This is a genomic window from Nostoc sp. UHCC 0302, assembly GCF_038096175.1.
Lineage (GTDB): Bacteria > Cyanobacteriota > Cyanobacteriia > Cyanobacteriales > Nostocaceae > UHCC-0302.
The window spans coordinates 289,431-306,820 of record NZ_CP151101.1 but is presented as its reverse complement, the minus strand read 5'-3'; the positions used below and the strand labels follow the sequence as shown (position 1 = coordinate 306,820).

Below are 17,390 nucleotides of genomic sequence, written 5' to 3'. Positions count from 1 at the left end.
TGCGAAAGACAGTACCCTTCGATTGTGCTGGTGAGTGGACAGAAATCAGTTGATATCATTGGTAAAAGTTCAAATATCTATCAAATTTAAAGCACTGCTTTCATTCGGTCTAGCTTTCAGGTAGCGATCAGTGACAGCCAAATTGGAGTGACCCAAAGTTTCTTTAACTAGCACTGGATTAGTCCCACGCTCAATCGCGTGAGAACCGTGGGCATGACGTAACCAGTGAGCCGAAACCAGTTCGCTTAATCCAGCTTCAACAGCAATTGCTTTGACAATCGGGTGTAAGTTTTGGCGGTCGAGGTGTCCCCCCTTCTGACTCTTGAATACTGCATCTGTGAGATGAGTATCACCTTTAAACTCCATTAGTTCTGCCCACAGCTTCGGCTTAATGAGAATTGTACGGCTTTTGCTGCCTTTAGCTTTTCTCACGTACACCTGTCCACTGTCACTGCGAGGTGTCAAATCTCCCCAAGTCAAATTACAGATTTCACTCGCCCGTAACCCTGCCTGATACAAGAGTTTGATAATTAACAAATTACGTAGGGCTGTGTACTGCCGTTTAGGAGTTTTCGCCGCTGCGAGCGCTTTTGATGCTGCCCGTACCAACAGCTTAATATCAGCTTCGTCTAAATAGCGTTCGTTGATTACATCTGGTAGTTCGCCCAGTTTTAAAGCCATACCCACATTAAAAGGGAGATATCCAATTTTATGAGCGAAACTAATCAAGCTTTTAGCACAAGCTATGTATATCCGCTTTGTGCTTTCGGCATTGCCCCCAAAAGAACTAGCGTATTCTACCAAGTCTTCATAAGTCACTTTTTTGAGCGGCTTGTCCAGAAAATCCAGGAATCGCCTAGTGTATCGCTGGTAAGCCTGAATAGAAGACGACGCTTTTCCCTCCAACCACAGCGCAATCAACTTCGCCTCCGCCTGCGCTACTGGCAAGGAAGCGATCGCCTTTCTATGCGCGACAATATGAACCAGAGAGAGCGTCATTTTCTTTACTCCCTTAAAAATCAGACACAATCACAGTTTCGTCTGGTTTTATTCTGTCTGATTTTTATTGTCGCTCTAAATGGTCATTTCAACTCACATGAGAGCAACTAAAAAATTCTCATTTTTTACGTATAGTACACTCATAATACGGAGATAGACAACAAATACAATACTAGTATGCCTATTGCTCAGCAGGGTATTTGTCGCTAAAAAATGCAGTTTCTACAGGGTTAAAAGAAAGAATTGCGGAGAGGGGAGTTCTTTAGTTGAGCAATAATTCAATCCAGCACTTGACTATCCACAGTCTTTATATTTGGGATGCTGTACTAATTAATGTACTAAGCCAGCCTCCCTAAGCAGTGGTTTTGGACAATTGCAGACTATACCTATGCAATTACAATGGCTCCCAAAAATAGCATAGCGTACAACAACCGGGGACTCTCGCGTAAGGAAATTAGGGATTATCAAGGTGCGATATCCGATTACACCAAGGCGATTGAACTTGATTCAAGCAACGCCAGGGCTTACTTAAATCGGGGTTTAGTCAGGGTGGAAATGGGGGATAAGAAAGGGGCGATTGCAGATTATAAAAAAGGCGATAGTTTATTTTTGCAGCAGGGAGAGACAGGCTATCACCAAACTATCTTGGAGGAAATTCGTCAACTGAACGCCGGATCGAAGTAAGTCTTCGGGGGGCGATTGCACGCGTGATTAGTGCAATCGCTTCACATAAAGGCAAGCCCATTTTCCCGATTTGGGTGGTAAAAAGGGCATGATTTTTGAAAAACTAAAAATAGGTGCAAAAAATAAACTGAAAATGCCTAAATAGTTAACAAGTGATATATGAGGTTAAAACGCTCCCTGGTTGCAATTAATTACACAAGTGTTACAGGTGTAAGCAAGGCTGAACAAAAGGGGCAAAGGTGCTTATTTTAAGGAGATTGTAGAAAATTCTCTCTGGCTGATGTTGAATTCAATGGCTTGTGATCCCTTGCCCGAATAGCACCCTTTTTAATCGCTATTGTGCTATACAACTATTTAGGCATTTTCAGTTTATTTTTTTTAGTGGTTTGATTGCTTTGTGTGTAGCCCAAGTTTTTTAGCTCCCGGCGTAGGCAAAAGCGGGAGCATTCAGCACTGCACCAAACTACTGCCGACGAAGCAGCGGGAGCAGTCGAGTGAGATCACTTATGCTGCATCATGATCATTGTCTAGGTAGTATTAAGTCCTTAATGCACTGATTTGTGCAGTTTTACCTAGACAGCTCCTAGATAAAGCTTTCAGCCGCAGTTCTAAAACTGACAGCAGGTTTTCTTGGAGTGCAGATATTGCTTTGGGCCAATTGCTTTGTTAGCCAAATCAGTCAGGCAAGTTTATTAGTCTGGCTCTCTAAATGAAGAAGCAATGTGTAAGGACAATCGGGACTTTTGATAGTACTACCAAAAGGTGGTCGATAGGATGCCCACAGTTGCCACCGTAGTACGTCAACCCCGATTACTGCGCCACCATATTGCACTTGACAATCTTCATTCTGCTTCGAGTTAATATTTTTGATAATAGTGTTAATAATTTCCACCTTAAGAGTATTTGGAATCCCCATAGGTTGCTTAGTTAGCCACTGTTTAATTAGTGGTGACTGTAGCCACTCTGCAATTTGGTCAGCAGTAGGAGTTAGGCGATTAGCTAATAATGTAGCTAAATCGTCATCTTTGTTCAAATTTTCAGGTTGAAAATGAGCATTGATATTTGTCATAAACTCAATAGTTTGTTAAAGCCACTTATTTATATTGTATCTGAGATTATTAGGTTTATATTGTTAAGTATTATAGTAAAATAGTGAAAGTAATTGAGTAAAGATAATGAGTGATGACTAATAGTTATGTCATCACTTTAATTTAGTAAAAAACAATTCCTAACACCACTCTTACCAAAGTCAATTTCACGCAATTACAGTAACTCCAAACTGACAATTTGAGGCATAGTAAATCTAGAACAGGTTTACCCAAAAAGCAAGATTCAAGACAAAAAGCCCCAACCATTGCAGGGCTGGGGCTAAAAAATTCAATTAATTTAGTTACTCTAATGATGACACAACTCAACACCTGTTTAACCACTGTCAGGACAGAGGTGGCATAATGAACAAGCCACCCAAACAGCGCAACAAAACCACATCTGCGCCAAAGAGCAACACAAAATCATCCCTGGACGCTAAGGACGAAGATAATCCAGCTAACGCTACGATTACGGTGGCTGCTGCCGAAGTGCCTGAGTTGACTGAGGATGAGTTACGCGATCGCTTGCATCTAGAGCGAAAGGTGGAAAGAGCGTTTTTTGAGGCAGGCAAGGCGTTGAAGGAGTTGAGGGACAGGAGACTTTATCGTTCGACGCACCGCACGTTTGAGGACTATTGCCGCTCTCGATTTGGTTATACTCACCGGAGAGTAAATTATTTGATAGCTAGTTCATTAGTATTTGACAACATAATGGGAACCAAGGTGATTTCTAGGAAAGAATTTACCAATGGAGGTAAAATGTACCCTTAATGCAAAGAAAACAGGAGCAAGCATTTGGATACGTTAGCCACAGCCACCGCACCCAAATCATTAACACCATCGCAAATTGAAGACTTGCGGTTGGCAGCATCGAAAATGAATGGAGTAGAACGTCGCAGTTTTCAGGCAGAGATGGCATTGAAATATTGCCAGGGAAGCACAAGGCTTGCAGAAAAGTTATTTGGCTGGGGTAGACAGAATATAAAGGTAGGATTGGCAGAAAAACGAACAGGGATAACCTGTGTAGGATTACAGTCAACCTTTAGTGGAGCAAAGCGTTGGGAGGAGAAACAACCGGAAGTTGCATTGTCACTGCAACAGCTTGCAGAATCTTATGCTCAACAAGACCCAACATTTAAAACATCATTAGCCTATACCAGACTAACAGCAGCATCGGCGTTGAAAGAATTAAAAGAGCTTGGATTTAGCCAAGAGCAATTGCCAGGAGCCAGTACAATGGCACAAGTATTGAACCGAATGGGCTATCGTCTTCGCAAAGTCGTAAAAGCCAAACCTCAAAAAAAATTGCACAAACAGACGACATCTTCAACAACATTAAAGAATTTCAGAATCTTGCAACAAGCGAATCAGTCAAGAGACTAAGCATAGACTGTAAAGCCACCGTCAATATTGGAGATTATTCGCGTGGCGGAAAAACCAGAGGGGACAATCAAGCTAGCGACCATGATATGGGATGCAAGGAAAAATACATTCCTTGTGGAATTGTAGACGAAGACAATGGGCAACTACATATTATCTTTGGCAGTTCCTATAAAACCAGCGATTTCATTGTTGATAACCTGATTCATTGGTGGAAAACAATTACACCAGAACAAAGACGGGATAGCGAACTGATACAAATTAAAATTGATAACGGTCCCGAAAGTAGCGGAGTACGAACTCAATTCTTAAAAAGGATGGTTGAATTTGTTGATCAGATTAACAGACCGATTCAATTACTTTACTATCCCCCCTACCATAGTAAATATAATCCTATAGAGCGCTGCTGGGGCATTCTTGAACAGCATTGGAATGGAACCAAGCTTGTTGATGTTGAAACTATGCTCTCATGGGCTTCTAGCATGACTTGGAAAGGGCTACATCCAATTTTGGCTTTAAGCAACATTGTTTACCAAAAAGGGATTTCTCTGACTAAGAAAGCCATGAAGCAAGTCGAGTCGAGATTGCAGAGAAATCCACTTTTGCCCAAATGGGATATCTTGATTCGACCACTTTAGCTGGTAATTTCTTTTTCAAAAATCACCTTATGTATTGAGACAGCGAACGCCAAGGCAATTTCATTCAAGTCTGCATAATCGTAAACGACAGGACGCTCACCATACTGCACTATTACTTCCTGCTCAACAGTATCAATGCTTTGGATAATCCCCAAGTCGCCGTTGAAGACTTCGCGGTTGTAGTCATTGGTCAGTTGAATAATGCGGTCGCCTTCGCGCAACAGATTCCCACCCCTGGTAATCTCTACTTTGTCAGGGCTGGGTGGGTTAATCAACTGCTGCAAAACGGTGTTGAGGTTGCGAGTACCGATAAGTCCCCGCAACATGGGGCAAAGGACTTGCACATCAGTAGCCGGATTAAAGCCTAAGCGAGGAATAAAGTCTGTAATGAGTTCGCAGATTGCTTGTACACCATGTTCAGGCGCAAATCCGCCTCCATGCCACAAGCAGTCAGACACGGGATTATTAGAAATCGGCTCAATAGTAGGGTACAGTCCTTGATTAATTTGGTGAGCAGCGGTAATAATTGCACTCTGTTGGGCTTGACGAAAAACTTGGGTTAAGCGCACTACAGGTACGCGACCAGAATTGATGAGGTCAGCGAGTATTTGACCGGGGCCAACTGAAGGTAACTGGTCGATATCTCCGACTAACAGTAGTTGCGAACCATCTGCAATCGCTTTAACTAAAGAGTAAGCTAGAAACAAGTCAAGCATACTGGCTTCATCAGCAATAATTGCACTGTGGGGTAAAGGATTTTCGCTGTCGCACTTAAAGCCCATTGTCTTGGGGTCAAACTCCAACAAGCGGTGTATGGTTTTGGCTTCGAGTCCGGTCATTTCACCAAGGCGTTGAGCAGCCCGTCCAGTGGGAGCAGCTAGGGCGATAGATTTACCCATTGCTTTCCACAGAGAGACTATGGTGTGGGTAGTGAAAGTTTTCCCGCAACCAGGGCCACCAGTTAAAATCAGGATTTTGGAATAAGCAGCCATTTCTACCGCCAACCGCTGCTGTGGTGAAAGCTGGATTTTGCGACTCTTGGTGAAGCGGTCAATCCAATCCCGGACACGAGGCATATCTTGCGCGACTGGTTGGTTTAATCGCTGTTGTATTAATTGAGCAAGGTTCTGTTCAGTATGAAAGTAAGTCGGTTTGTAACATAGCAGCGTTTGGTCTTCGCTTTTTTCACGAATTAGGTCGTCCTTGAGTGCCATATCTTTAATGATGTTGACGATGGCGCTTTCATTCGGTTCGTGCGATTCTGTAGTCAGCAGTTTAATAACATTCTCAACTAGTTCTGGTTGGGGTAAATAGCAATGTCCATCGGCAGCAGCTTCACCGAGAACATGAATTAGTCCCGCACGGTAACGAAATTCACTATCAGATGGGACTCCTAAATTCCGAGCAATCTTATCAGCTGTCAGAAACCCGATGCCGTAGATATCTTCGGCTAACTGGTAGGGGTTGGTGGTGACTTTCGCTATCGCTTCATCTTTATACTGCTTGTAAATCTTCACCGCGTATGTTGTGGAAACGCCATGACTTTGAAGAAACACCATCACTTCTTTGATGGCTTTCTGTGTCTCCCAGGCGTTCTTGATTAGCTTGATTCGCTTTTTGGCAATGCCCTGAACTTCAATCAAGCGCTCAATCTGGTTTTCGATGATGTCAAGAGTTGCTAAACCAAAGTGTTCAACAATGCGCCTAGCAGTAACAGGCCCTACACCTTTGATCAGACCGCTGCCCAGGTATTTCTCAATTCCGGTGAGCGTGGCGGGTTTAGTTTCTCGGTAGTTGACGACTTGGAATTGCGGCCCAAATTGGGGATGGTCGCGCCAGAAACCAGTTAATTGTAGCGTCTGCCCTGGCTGGATATTAGCAAAGTTGCCAACAATGGTGGTTAAATCGCTGACACGAGGACGCGTCAGTCGTGCGACGGTATAACCGGATTCATCAGAATAGAAAGTCAGGCGTTCTACAACTCCGGTAATAGTTTCATGAACTGGAGTTGCATTTATTTGTTGAGCAGAAAGATTGCCAAAAGTGGACATTGCCGAGCCAAGAACGCCGCACATGATTATAGTACTGCGAAAATTAATCTGCTAGTACATAAATACTAAAAAGATTTATTGGTTACCCAGAACTGCATCAATAGCCGAATCAATTAATTCAACTTCTGAAGCTTCATAATGATAAGTGTTAAAGCGAAACTTGCCGACGAGTTCGGGTTGCTTTGAAGGACGATAACCATATTTGGACTCATACATATTTTGTGCAAGACTGCCGATGGCTGTCATTTGTCCTTGTGTAGCAGTGCATGAGCGTTGTTGCAGTCGTGATGCGACAGTGACAGTACTGCTTGCTTGCCTTGTGGTCTTCTTGGCACTGCCCAAGCTGTGCCAAATATTAGTAATTTCATCAATAGGTGAGATGAGCAGATTGGTTAGCCCGGTAAAGCGTGAAGAGGGTTTATCTGTGGCGACAGCAATATTTAATGCAAGGTGTTGTCCAACGGCGATAAATGTACCCATTGCACGAGTCATGGTGGTGTAAAGCAGTTGACGGGTTAACATCCGGGAATTGGACATAATTAACGGGAAAATCACATACTGAAACTCACTGCCCTGGCTCTTGTGGCAAGTGATACAAAAGGAATGCATAATTTGCTCAAAGTCCCCTTTATAATAATCAACGGTCGCGCCGCCCTCCCAGTCAATCGTAAGCATTTGCTTATCTTCGTCTACAGCAATAACTCGACCCATCTCTCCGTTCATCACAGGGGGCATAGTTTCGTAACGATTTTTGAGTTGTATAACGCGTAGACGCTCTTAGCGGCTTGTCGCAGACATCGCCTACACGATAGGTGGCTGAGCCAGAAACAACAAGTTGTTTATTATCCTTTTTAGGATTAAAGATCGGGGCAAGAAGCTTGTTGAGATTGTGAACCCCGGCAGGCCCGTCCTTTTGGGGCGCTAAGACCATCAGTTGTTGATTCAAATCAACATTCTCTTTGCTCATGGCTAGGGCTAACTCCCTAATGGCTAACGCCGTAGCTTGCGGATTATCCATCTCTAACATGGCGCAATCACCTACATCCATCCACGAAGCTGCTTCGTGAAATTCGTGCAGTGTTGGGACTGTACCAAAATTTACGTCATTAGCCGCATAGATAATCGGGCTTTCATGTTTTTGACGATAAATGGTTTGGAGTCTTGTAGTTGGCACTAAGTCAGAATGAAGCAAGTCTCGCAGTACCATTCCCGCTCCAACACTTGGTAATTGGTCAGAGTCTCCGACCAATAAAATTTTTGTTGTCGATGGTAAAGCTTTGAGTAGAGAATTAAACAGGAAGATGTCAACCATCGAAAACTCGTCAACAATCAGCCAGTCGAGAGGGAGCTTTTTCTCTTCGTTATAAAGAAAAGCTTGCCCAACTCCCTGCCATTGAAGTAAACGATGAATGGTACTTGCTTCAATGCCTGTAGCATCTTTCATTCGGTTAGCAGCTTTTCCTGTCGGAGCTGCTTGAGCAATTATTGCCCCCTGTTGTATGAGCCATTCGAGCAAGGTTTTCAGAACATGGGTTTTGCCGCGACCAGGGCCACCAGTAATGATACTAATTGGATGTTTTATCGCCATCATTAAGGCACTGATTTGTTCATCACTCAAGCGTGAGAGTTGACGATATTCGCTCTTCTGAAATTCAGCTAACCAGTGTTCAAAATGTTCTGTAGAGCGAGTTGGTTGCCTCTGGAAAGATTGAATTTTTAAGGCAACAGAAAGCTCAGCGCGGTAGGCTGCTTTTATATAAACACTCTGTTTCCCGTCACCAGAAATCAAAGTTCCCTTATCTATTAGCTGAGTAAGAATAGTATTTAAAAGTTGATGATCCGGTGTATAGTTAGGACGCTTGAGAACAGATGCGGCTGCAAAAAGCAATTGCTCAAACGGGAGAAAACAATTACCTTCACGTAAAGCTGATTTCAATACATAAACTAGAGATGAAGCATATCGAGTCTCACACGAGAGTGAGAACCCTAGAGATATCGCTAACTCATCAGCAGTTTTAAAACCGATGCCATCAATATCATCAGCTAACCTATAAGGGTTGTTTTGGAGTACATGGAGAGTTTGATGTCCGTAATAGTCACAAATTTTTAAGGTTAAGGACAGGGGGGTCTTAAGTGCTAAAAGTTGGGCAATCACTCCCAAGTTAGGATTATTTTTGCTTGATGACCAAGCTTTGGTAATGCCATCAATCCGATAGGAGCTGAGTCCCGGAATCTGCTCAAGTTGTTCGGGATTATAATCTAAAATCGACAAAGTTTCACTGCCAAAGTGGTTGACAAGAGTTTGGGCAGTTTTCTTGCCAATACCACGAAACAGTCCACTCTCTAAAAACTGCTGAATTTCAGACAAAGTTAGCGCGCTTAATTTATCAACTTGAGTTGGCGCAATCATGAGTTAATCGGAGGTAAAATATTCTGTCCTTTTTTAAGGATAGCGCTTTAGCTAATAATTCTTAAGCGTTATTATTAATTAAGCTTAAGTCCCAAGTGTAGACTCCAAGTTGGTCAGGCACTCTAGTGAATCGCCCTGTGCGATGACCCCGTGATAACTCATTCAATACCTTGTTTTTCACTTCTCTAATTTCAGTTGCAGTCAGTTCGCCATAGATTCCGTTGATGATTTCTGCAACACCAAAAACCTTACCCGAATTCTGTTCTAAAAAAGCGGTCAGTGCATCAATTAAAAACTGACCTTTCCATTCTTCAAGCATTGGTATTTCCTTGGTCTGCGGCGGCAGAGCTTGTTTTTTATTTTTGCCTTTGACTCTAGTAGATGAGTTTTTAGTGTCAGTTTTGTCGAGCAAAGTTAAAGAGAGAGTATAACAGCCCGGCTCTCCAGGGACACTGAACGATTTGTTGCTTTCCTTGCCATGAGTAAGTGAAGATTGAACTCTGCCTTTGACCACCTTTAATACATCTGGCTCTAACTCTCCATAGAGCGTTTTGACAATAAAATCGATGTGAACAATTGTGCCAATGTGTTCTGCCAATACCTGCTCAATTGCTTCTGGGCGCGACAGCGATTGATATTGGGGCAGCATGGGAATTTCTACACCGTAGAGCGATTGCTGTTCGCCATTCGTTGCTGTTTCAATGAGTGGGAATATAGGTGGCTTAGTTGAGTCATCTGTAGAAGTAATAGCATTAAAGGTATTATCTAATTGGGTTTCAATAAGTGGGAATAAGGGCAGTTCACTTTGGTAAACTCTTTGAGCAGTATTTTGGGCATCATCTAATCGGGTTTCAATAAGTGGGAATTGTGGCGGCGAGAGAAATTCATCTAACTCTGTAGAAGCAGAGGGGGAATCGTGATCAGAGAGGGCATAGTCGGGAGTATCTGCCAAATCGCCGTTAACAGATTCATTGAGAGCAGATAAGGAAGATTTATCTTGTTTTTCTGGGTTAGGTGACTCTTGTTTAACGTCGTCGGTATTTGCCCAGTTAGATAACAAAGCTTCTACATGGGTGAGATTAGTTTTAGCTTGGGTATATAACTTTTCATACTCGGATACAAGAGGGGCATAGTAGTCCCGTAACGTTATAAGTGCAATCATGGCACTTTGAGGAGGTTCTAGTGGTAAGGGAGTATTCATAAAACTTCAAGTTACAGTAGTAGGTTCGATTCGTTTAGTTTATATGATGAAATATGGAATGATTAACGTACAAATATTGTAAGACACCATTTGTTTCTACATCTTGCGAAGCAATGATAGATTCAGACACTGATTCCATTGATGCTGTCAACGAATTACTCAGGAAAATTAGAGTTAGAGAAATTCAGTTGAAGATCGCCCAAGAGTCTAATATGTTCTATGCTGTTGAGATATTAGAAAATCAACTATTTAACCTGAAACAGGAGTTAGGTAATAAGCAAGACTCGGAATTACAGTCACTGATGACTTTGTTAGACGTTTAATATCTGGGTTGATTAATAAAAGGGTTCCGCGCTTTTTACAATGGGACGAATAATGCTGTGGCATCAGCAGCACAGCAGGAGACTTACGTAAATTACTCAATCTGGTAATTTATTGTGTAATTTACTCCTTGCCCAGTGTGTAAGAAGCCTTTAGAGGAGTACAGCTATACCAAAGATGGAGAGAGTAAAACCATGCTGCGGTGTTCTGATTCTTCATCTCGCCAGGACAAGAAACACAAAGATGTCGTTTATTTCAATACAGTGAAAGGTTGGTGGAGTCCTAAGTACGGGGAGTTAAAATCTTGATTAACAGCAGTACCATTTTTATTGCTGCTTCTGGCACATATTATGCAAGAGTGCGAACGCACATCCCTGCGCCTAGAGTAATATTGTAAAATCAAGCGAGCAACTTAATAATAAAACTACTCGACAATCATCAGAAAAATTTTCTCAAATGCTCAAGTGGATTATCAGTTATTTTCTGATTGTGGTCTTGATTTTTGCCCTACTCATACCATCAGGTGTCTCGACTGATAGTGTAGATTACAACAGCTTCGGCAAAATCAAAATCGGTATGACACTTGCTCAAGCTCAAAAAGCCGCACACGTAGGAATAGTGCAACTTAACGGCAAGCCTAATCAGCAAGACGGCTGTTTTTACGTGCAACCCAAATCTGGCTTTCAATTTCAACGTGTTAGATTTATGGTTGTAGACGGGAAAATTGTTAGTTTTGAAATAAATAGCTCAAATGTGAAAACTACTAAAGGTATCAAAGTAGGAGATTCACAATACAATCTCGCTTCTTATGGGATTAAGAACTTCCAACTCATTGGTAACAAAAATAGCAAGCAACGCTACTTCATCTACATTCCTCCTAAAGCTAAAAACTATCGCATAATTTTTGAAAGCGGTGAGTATGAATACATTACTCGCTATAAAGCAGGGAGACTACCAGAAGTTAATTACCCTTTTGGTTGTGCTAATTATTCATAAAACTAGGTATAAATATGCGGTCAATTATTAATAAGTTTGATGAATTTATAAACAACCCAGTTAAATACACTAGTTCTGATACTAGAGATATCTCTAAATTAATTATTACTTTATTTTTCTCGTGGATTATCTTTGTTTTATACCTTATATATATTCACCCAGTACAAAACGTCACTAGCAAATCATTAGTTAATTTTGACAGTCTGGGTAAAATCAAAATTAATATGACTGTTCAACGTGCAGAGGAAGTCTCTCGCCTTCAACTCCTACCTATAACCAGCAGTGGACTGATCAACAGAGGCTGCTATTACGTTGAGCCACAAGCAGGAAGTGGACTAGAGCGCATCCGGTTCATGGTCATCAAAGATGCGATCGCCACTATTGAAGTTAGCCGCAACTATACTTTAACTACCGCCAATGGCGCTCAAGTCGGGCAGAGTATTGATGAGGTCAAGGCAATCTACGGTAAAAATCTTGTCACTAAAGATAACACCTTAGTCTACACTACTCCCAAAAAGAAATTTCGTATAGTTTTTGAAACGGATCGAGATCAGATCACTGGGTATAGGGCTGGAAGATTACCTGAAGTTGATTATACGAACGGGTGTTTTGATTATCAAAACTAAGCAATAAAGTATTTATGTAAGAATTCAGAATCCAGAATGGGCTGCGCCCCGCTACGCTAACAGAATCCAGAATTCATTTTGAAACAAAACTTCCAGCTATTGGAATGACGATTTCCACAAAATATCTATCGTTTTAATTCTTTATTTGACAAACATTCTGACTCCTGACTTCTGACGTATTTATTGCTTAGTTATTTTGAACTTAAGACTGCGTTTTCTTCCATTCTTCCAAAGTCAAACAATCTTTCCCTGTGGGGATTAATCCTGTAGTTGCTGACACACCAAAGTTGGTTATAGCGTAGTTTTCTGTCTCTGCGTCCTTGAATGCTTGTTTTACTACTGTTTGCTTTTCTTGCTTTGATAGAGCTTCAATCTTTACGTTTGCTGCCGTAGGAATAGCACTTGTTTTGTCTCTTGTAAAATCTTTCACATTATAAAACTGCTCTTGTGTTGGCTTACCTGAGTTTAAGCATCCTTTAGATTTGATAAACAATCCTGTAGCCCAATAGCTATCAACAAAGTGTTGCTTATTAACAAACTGCACTCCATTAGCTGCCCACACGTAAACGGGATTAACATATCCTTTAGTTTTAGGAATTTTAGTTTCGCTACATCTTACTCCATCCCGCAAACGACTTCTATAATCTCCACATACTTTCCAGCTTATTCTGTACAAGTCTGGTGTCTCTTCTACATATTGCCTGATTTGCTCTTGCACTTCATTTTCTTTTTGGCTTTGCTCATCAGTCAATTTCGCAGCATAAGCCTGTTTCACATTATTATCAGCTTGGCTTACCTTGTCCCCATCAGACTGGCAAGCCCCTAATCCTAAACCTATCAAAACAAGGGTTGCGAACCAACCTATTTTATTCATAAATACTCCAACAATTGATTCTAAAAATTAATTAACAGTTTTCCTATTTACTCAATATCTACTTCTAACAAATGCTTAACTATAATCTGCAAGTATTATACATATTTGTTCCGCACATACAATCCAATTTTACAATTTTTTAGTTACATAAGCTAATGAGCATTTAAGTTGCATAAAACCAGGGCTGAAGCCTTTACTATAAGCGAATTAGCTTGGAAAAATGAATGACGGTTAGCTTAGCAGCAATGACGCAGAGCGCAAGTGTTATCTTATCGCACGATTGTCTTATCAGGTCAAAGTTTTGAGAGCTAAAACAGAGCTTGTGATTTTATAACGTATTTTTTAAAAGTCAAGAAACTACGGTATTGAAAAAAACAGTACTTGAATAGCTTTATTCTGTGGAGAGAAATATGGCATAGATAGGGTGAGCGCAAAGAAAAACTAAAAATGGGAAGAGTATGGACATATTGGGAATTTGATCACCCTTTGGGTAGCACAGTGCGGGTAATTTCTACCCCATTAGGGCTAGAGATATTTGCCGAAGATGTGTTCAACGTTGTTGCAGCAGAACTAAATAGTGAAAAGGTAGTGCTGATGAACATCCACAGTCAAGAACGTTATGTAGTTATTGAAAAAGAGGTAGTAACAGTAAAAACTTTAAATTTCACAGCCATCAATAGCTTAAAAACGATTGTTGAAGCGGACTTGATTAATAAATTTGTGCATTGGGTCAGAACCACAATCCGACCGATATTCCAAAGAGAATATCTGTAAAAAAAAGTAATAAATGTCAAAAGGAAGAAAGAATGACAACTATTGAGACAGCCAACGAGAATAACCAAAATACTAACAATCCGACAGAAACAGACACTAGTAATACACAGCCCGGCAATGTAACACCCATCAATCCGACAGGAACACTCACTGATAATACACACACCAATCCGGCAGAAAAAAATCCAGCATCCACAGGCAAGAATGGGAATAACGATAAAAATACTAATCCAGAAGAACTAAGGAGGTTAGTAATGGTCACAGGAGATAAAGGAGGTGTTGGCAAGTCAACATTTGCGAGAGGTTTAGCGCAAACTTACATAGATAGCGCAGTCAAATTTGTTGGCTTAGATGCGGATAATTCTAATCCCCACTTGCTCAGATTTTATGGACAATATTCTAATATTGAACCTTTAGATATATCTAATTCAGATAAATTAGATGATTTTTTAGATAATTTAAAAGAACTAGTTTACCCGAAGCCTAAAGCAGATGGGAAAGCTGGAGAGAAGCAATCCTTAATCATGTTAGAAACGCCATCTCAATTTCTGCCGACTTTAAAAATTTTAATAAAAGAAATGGGTTTTTTAGGCGTAGTAAATAATAAATGTAAGATGCAGGTAACTATAGTAGTAGTTATGAGTACAATAATTGATTGTATAAATCAACTACTAGAATTGTACAGTTTCTGTGGTGATAATGTTGATTATGTGATAGTAAAAAATTTGTTCTATGGAGAGGCAGAGCAATTTACTTTTTATGACAGTTCAAAAGAAATAAAAGAAATGGAACAGCAAGTAAAAGCAAAAGGGCATAAATTCACAAGTATAAATATGCCAAAATTAGCGAAAAAATCTTACGATTATTTAGATGCTAAGAATATGACATTTAGACAAGGACTTGAACAAGATGAATATCCGTCTGTATTTGGTAGAGTCTTAAGTTGGTTAAATAATTTCAAAGGGCAAATAAAGCCCATAAAAGATTTGTTTGGAATCAAAGAAAACTTATCCGAGTAAGGCTACTCCAATTCACACTCTTGCAACTCTTAGAGACGCTTTTAGCGTCCCTAAGAGTTACCAATTACAAATTTACAATTGTTCTGGTCAGGATTAATTTGACAAATTGTCTAAGAGCTTCTTCCTTTATTCTGAAATACAAAAACTCAAAGCAGTTAAAAAATAAAAATGTCGAAACGAGTGATTATAACTGTAGGAGATGCGCGAGTGGGGAAGTCTACAGTTATCAAATTATTGCTAGAAATGCTGGTGCTAAAAAGGAAACGAATTAAGGTTTACAGTCATGATACTTTTTGTGTATTTAAGGCTTATGAAAATTTAGTACCAATTGAGCATTTTAACTTATTGAATGATGAAACTGACCAGATAGCAGATGAATTAAAGAATTGTCAGCTAGATATAATTATTATTGAGATGCCTGGACAATATATTGAAAAGATTACTCAATACATTGAAAGTACTAGTTTATTTGAAGTAGTAGTTAGGTTTGGTTGGAAGTTAACATTTCTTCAGCCAATATCTCAGAGAAATAATTGCTTAGATTACTTAAATCAAATAATTGAGACAGCTAGTAACAATGCTAACTATGTAGTAGTTAAGAATTATCATTTTTCTCCAGAATTTAGAGAGTACGATGAAAAAATCCCCAAAAAGTTATTAGTAATAGGAGGCACAGAAATAGAATTGCCACCTTTACACCGAAATCATTATCAAATGATGGATAAACTTGTTAAACCCTATTCTGAATGCTGTCACGATATTTCACTAATTTTATTTTTGAGAAGCTTCATTTATCAATGGATTAAAAAATTTCAAATTTCAGTGAGCAAGAACAATTTAGCTATTAGTTATTTAGGATTAGACTAATGACAGCGCAAGACACATTACAAGGGTATTCTCCATCAGAACAAAAACGCATAGTTGAAGGGGCATACCAACTAGGAATTACACCAGATGATCCAGTGTTTAAAATGATGGCAACACTGGGCAGATATGAAGAAACGGTGATAGACCTCCAGGCAAGAATGGAGGCAATGATAGAAGCGTGGGCAGCACTGATAGACCAAAAACTGGAAAAGACAAGCAAATCCGCCGAGTCAATGCACTATACGGTTGTCTCTAGTGCCGTGCGTGATGAGATGAAAAAAATTAAGCCTACTGGCACAGCAGGGATGAAAGTGCAAGGAGGCTGGGGGTTAGGAACAGTATCAGCAGTATGTGGATTAGTAGCGGCCGGCAGTACGTTGTTGGGTTCCTTGACAACGTGGAATATTGTTTCAAACTTAGGAACAAATCAGTCAGTATTAGTCTCACGTAATGATCTCAAGATTCTCCAATGGGCAAAATCCCAAGAGGGTAAGGAGATGTATCAAATCATCTTAAAAAATCAAGGAGTAATTGAAGCCTGTCAAGAAAAGGAGGATAAAACCAGAGGTTATTGCTTAATTCAAGTAGGTAAGTAGCTAACCTACCTTCAGGTAATTTTGTTCGATGTACCCAAGTTTACTAGCTTCAATCAGAGCATTGACGCGATCGCTGACATCTAACTTCGCAAAAATCTTGTTAATATGTCCTTTGACGGTACTTTCAGTAATAAATAACTGCTCGGCAATAAGCTTATTAGAAAAACCAGCTGCCATCAAAGAAATAATTTGGATTTCAGTGGTACTGAGATGATCTTGGTAAGTCTTCCCCTTGATTTTCTGTTGGGAAAAAAAATTATGTCGGCTAATATCAGGGTCAAAAAAAGACTTGCTATCGTAGAAGGTGGTTTTAATTGCTTCTAAGATCAAGGGAATATTATTCTTCTTGAGAATGTAAGAATTAGCGCCGGCATTTAAAGCAGACTGGACAATACTCTGAGAATAATGAGAAGAAAGAACAACAATCTTAATGTTGTTTGTATTGGCTTTGATTTGTTTAATGACTTCGACCCCAGAGATATCAGGCAAGCCAATATCTACTAATACCACATCAGGAGTTAACTCCTCAACTAGTTTAACTCCTTCATTCCCAGTCCGAGCAATCCCTACCATCTGCATATCTGGTTGTTGATTAATGGCGGTAGTTATTCCTAATCGGATTAGTTCTTCATCCTCAATAATTACTAATCGAATCATATAGGGCTTTAATTACTTCGACTGTAAGATACTTAAATATTTATAACATGGTTATTGATGTTAAGTATTTTACTTTTTGTGTATGAAATTATAAAATATAAGCAGGTCAGAAAAATTCTTGCTAGATAAATGAAAAAAGACTTTTAATATTAAAACTTGGTTGTAGAGAAAGTTTTTGATGGTTAAAATAAAAATATTCTAAAAATTCT

At 40.1% G+C, this 17,390-nt stretch carries 19 protein-coding genes and 1 pseudogene; 12 read left to right on the top strand and 8 right to left on the bottom strand.

The window, feature by feature from the left end; genetic code table 11:
* Positions 1-69: 69 nt before the first annotated feature.
* The gene (locus tag WKK05_RS39770; protein ID WP_341531745.1) at positions 70-999 is read right to left on the bottom strand and encodes a tyrosine-type recombinase/integrase; all 930 of its coding nucleotides are present in this window, start codon (positions 997-999) and stop codon (positions 70-72) included.
* Positions 1,000-1,398: 399 nt separating this feature from the next.
* On the opposite strand from WKK05_RS39770, the gene WKK05_RS39765 reads away from it, so the two are divergent.
* On the top strand, positions 1,399-1,683 hold the full coding sequence (locus WKK05_RS39765) for a tetratricopeptide repeat protein (protein WP_341531744.1): 285 nt from the start codon (positions 1,399-1,401) through the stop codon (positions 1,681-1,683).
* 679 nt (positions 1,684-2,362) lie between these two features.
* On the opposite strand, the gene WKK05_RS39760 is transcribed toward WKK05_RS39765, so the two are convergent.
* Positions 2,363-2,752: a hypothetical protein gene (locus tag WKK05_RS39760; protein ID WP_341531743.1), complete on the bottom strand. Its 390-nt coding sequence runs from the start codon at positions 2,750-2,752 to the stop codon at positions 2,363-2,365.
* Between the two features lie 382 nt (positions 2,753-3,134).
* Here WKK05_RS39760 and WKK05_RS39755 point away from each other — a divergent pair, with 382 nt between their 5' ends.
* From WKK05_RS39755 to WKK05_RS39745, 3 genes are all read left to right on the top strand, one after another.
* Positions 3,135-3,542 (top strand): hypothetical protein, encoded by a 408-nt coding sequence (locus tag WKK05_RS39755; RefSeq protein ID WP_341531742.1) that lies wholly within the window; start codon positions 3,135-3,137, stop codon positions 3,540-3,542.
* Between the two features lie 105 nt (positions 3,543-3,647).
* On the top strand, positions 3,648-4,154 hold the full coding sequence (locus tag WKK05_RS39750; RefSeq protein WP_341531929.1) for a transposase: 507 nt from the start codon (positions 3,648-3,650) through the stop codon (positions 4,152-4,154).
* Positions 4,076-4,789: a transposase gene (locus WKK05_RS39745; RefSeq protein ID WP_341531928.1), complete on the top strand. Its 714-nt coding sequence runs from the start codon at positions 4,076-4,078 to the stop codon at positions 4,787-4,789. The genes WKK05_RS39750 and WKK05_RS39745 overlap by 79 nt, the downstream gene beginning before the upstream one ends.
* Here WKK05_RS39745 and WKK05_RS39740 read toward each other — a convergent pair.
* From WKK05_RS39740 to WKK05_RS39725, 4 genes are all read right to left on the bottom strand, one after another.
* Positions 4,786-6,840, bottom strand: coding sequence for an ATP-dependent RecD-like DNA helicase (locus tag WKK05_RS39740; protein WP_341531927.1), 2,055 nt, complete (start codon positions 6,838-6,840; stop codon positions 4,786-4,788). The genes WKK05_RS39745 and WKK05_RS39740 overlap by 4 nt on opposite strands.
* Before the next feature lie 75 nt (positions 6,841-6,915).
* Positions 6,916-7,551: an ATP-binding domain-containing protein gene (locus WKK05_RS39735; RefSeq protein ID WP_341531741.1), complete on the bottom strand. Its 636-nt coding sequence runs from the start codon at positions 7,549-7,551 to the stop codon at positions 6,916-6,918.
* On the bottom strand, positions 7,520-9,250 hold the full coding sequence (locus WKK05_RS39730; RefSeq protein WP_341531740.1) for an AAA family ATPase: 1,731 nt from the start codon (positions 9,248-9,250) through the stop codon (positions 7,520-7,522). Before WKK05_RS39730 ends, WKK05_RS39735 begins: the two co-directional genes overlap by 32 nt.
* A gap of 61 nt (positions 9,251-9,311) precedes the next feature.
* Entirely contained in the window at positions 9,312-10,451 is a 1,140-nt protein-coding gene (locus WKK05_RS39725; RefSeq protein WP_341531739.1) for a hypothetical protein, read from the bottom strand.
* A gap of 113 nt (positions 10,452-10,564) precedes the next feature.
* On the opposite strand from WKK05_RS39725, the gene WKK05_RS39720 reads away from it, so the two are divergent.
* The 4 genes and pseudogenes from WKK05_RS39720 (at position 10,565) to WKK05_RS39705 (ending at position 12,394) form a co-directional block, all read left to right on the top strand.
* Positions 10,565-10,774, top strand: coding sequence for a hypothetical protein (locus tag WKK05_RS39720; protein ID WP_341531738.1), 210 nt, complete (start codon positions 10,565-10,567; stop codon positions 10,772-10,774).
* Between the two features lie 126 nt (positions 10,775-10,900).
* Positions 10,901-11,080 (top strand): annotated as a pseudogene (locus tag WKK05_RS39715) (hypothetical protein); the annotation flags it as partial.
* Positions 11,081-11,228: 148 nt separating this feature from the next.
* Positions 11,229-11,768 carry a hypothetical protein gene (locus WKK05_RS39710; RefSeq protein ID WP_341531737.1) on the top strand — a complete coding sequence of 180 codons (540 nt, stop codon included), beginning with the start codon at positions 11,229-11,231 and terminating at the stop codon, positions 11,766-11,768.
* Between the two features lie 14 nt (positions 11,769-11,782).
* The gene (locus WKK05_RS39705; protein ID WP_341531736.1) at positions 11,783-12,394 is read left to right on the top strand and encodes a hypothetical protein; all 612 of its coding nucleotides are present in this window, start codon (positions 11,783-11,785) and stop codon (positions 12,392-12,394) included.
* Between the two features lie 202 nt (positions 12,395-12,596).
* Here WKK05_RS39705 and WKK05_RS39700 read toward each other — a convergent pair whose 3' ends face one another.
* Positions 12,597-13,268, bottom strand: coding sequence for a hypothetical protein (locus WKK05_RS39700; RefSeq protein WP_341531735.1), 672 nt, complete (start codon positions 13,266-13,268; stop codon positions 12,597-12,599).
* A 447-nt stretch (positions 13,269-13,715) separates the two neighbouring features.
* On the opposite strand from WKK05_RS39700, the gene WKK05_RS39695 reads away from it, so the two are divergent.
* From WKK05_RS39695 to WKK05_RS39680, 4 genes are all read left to right on the top strand, one after another.
* Positions 13,716-14,042 (top strand): hypothetical protein, encoded by a 327-nt coding sequence (locus tag WKK05_RS39695; RefSeq protein ID WP_341531734.1) that lies wholly within the window; start codon positions 13,716-13,718, stop codon positions 14,040-14,042.
* 32 nt (positions 14,043-14,074) lie between these two features.
* Positions 14,075-15,061 carry a hypothetical protein gene (locus WKK05_RS39690; protein ID WP_341531733.1) on the top strand — a complete coding sequence of 329 codons (987 nt, stop codon included), beginning with the start codon at positions 14,075-14,077 and terminating at the stop codon, positions 15,059-15,061.
* Positions 15,062-15,229: 168 nt separating this feature from the next.
* Complete coding sequence (locus tag WKK05_RS39685; RefSeq protein WP_341531732.1) at positions 15,230-15,928, top strand: hypothetical protein; 699 nt, start codon at positions 15,230-15,232, stop codon at positions 15,926-15,928.
* Positions 15,928-16,524 (top strand): DUF6753 family protein, encoded by a 597-nt coding sequence (locus WKK05_RS39680; protein ID WP_341531731.1) that lies wholly within the window; start codon positions 15,928-15,930, stop codon positions 16,522-16,524. Before WKK05_RS39685 ends, WKK05_RS39680 begins: the two co-directional genes overlap by 1 nt.
* Here WKK05_RS39680 and WKK05_RS39675 read toward each other — a convergent pair whose 3' ends face one another.
* On the bottom strand, positions 16,525-17,181 hold the full coding sequence (locus WKK05_RS39675; protein WP_341531730.1) for a response regulator transcription factor: 657 nt from the start codon (positions 17,179-17,181) through the stop codon (positions 16,525-16,527). It abuts the gene before it with no gap.
* Between the last annotated feature and the right edge of the window lie 209 nt (positions 17,182-17,390).

Coding starts and splice junctions, on each gene's coding strand:
- WKK05_RS39770 (WP_341531745.1), bottom strand. CDS start 999: ATGACGCTCTCTCTGGTTCATATTGTCGCGCATAGAAAGGCGATCGCT.
- WKK05_RS39765 (WP_341531744.1), top strand. CDS start 1,399: ATGGCTCCCAAAAATAGCATAGCGTACAACAACCGGGGACTCTCGCGT.
- WKK05_RS39760 (WP_341531743.1), bottom strand. CDS start 2,752: ATGACAAATATCAATGCTCATTTTCAACCTGAAAATTTGAACAAAGAT.
- WKK05_RS39755 (WP_341531742.1), top strand. CDS start 3,135: ATGAACAAGCCACCCAAACAGCGCAACAAAACCACATCTGCGCCAAAG.
- WKK05_RS39750 (WP_341531929.1), top strand. CDS start 3,648: ATGAATGGAGTAGAACGTCGCAGTTTTCAGGCAGAGATGGCATTGAAA.
- WKK05_RS39740 (WP_341531927.1), bottom strand. CDS start 6,840: ATGTCCACTTTTGGCAATCTTTCTGCTCAACAAATAAATGCAACTCCA.
- WKK05_RS39735 (WP_341531741.1), bottom strand. CDS start 7,551: ATGGGTCGAGTTATTGCTGTAGACGAAGATAAGCAAATGCTTACGATT.
- WKK05_RS39730 (WP_341531740.1), bottom strand. CDS start 9,250: ATGATTGCGCCAACTCAAGTTGATAAATTAAGCGCGCTAACTTTGTCT.
- WKK05_RS39725 (WP_341531739.1), bottom strand. CDS start 10,451: ATGAATACTCCCTTACCACTAGAACCTCCTCAAAGTGCCATGATTGCA.
- WKK05_RS39720 (WP_341531738.1), top strand. CDS start 10,565: ATGATAGATTCAGACACTGATTCCATTGATGCTGTCAACGAATTACTC.
- WKK05_RS39710 (WP_341531737.1), top strand. CDS start 11,229: ATGCTCAAGTGGATTATCAGTTATTTTCTGATTGTGGTCTTGATTTTT.
- WKK05_RS39705 (WP_341531736.1), top strand. CDS start 11,783: ATGCGGTCAATTATTAATAAGTTTGATGAATTTATAAACAACCCAGTT.
- WKK05_RS39700 (WP_341531735.1), bottom strand. CDS start 13,268: ATGAATAAAATAGGTTGGTTCGCAACCCTTGTTTTGATAGGTTTAGGA.
- WKK05_RS39695 (WP_341531734.1), top strand. CDS start 13,716: ATGGGAAGAGTATGGACATATTGGGAATTTGATCACCCTTTGGGTAGC.
- WKK05_RS39690 (WP_341531733.1), top strand. CDS start 14,075: ATGACAACTATTGAGACAGCCAACGAGAATAACCAAAATACTAACAAT.
- WKK05_RS39685 (WP_341531732.1), top strand. CDS start 15,230: ATGTCGAAACGAGTGATTATAACTGTAGGAGATGCGCGAGTGGGGAAG.
- WKK05_RS39680 (WP_341531731.1), top strand. CDS start 15,928: ATGACAGCGCAAGACACATTACAAGGGTATTCTCCATCAGAACAAAAA.
- WKK05_RS39675 (WP_341531730.1), bottom strand. CDS start 17,181: ATGATTCGATTAGTAATTATTGAGGATGAAGAACTAATCCGATTAGGA.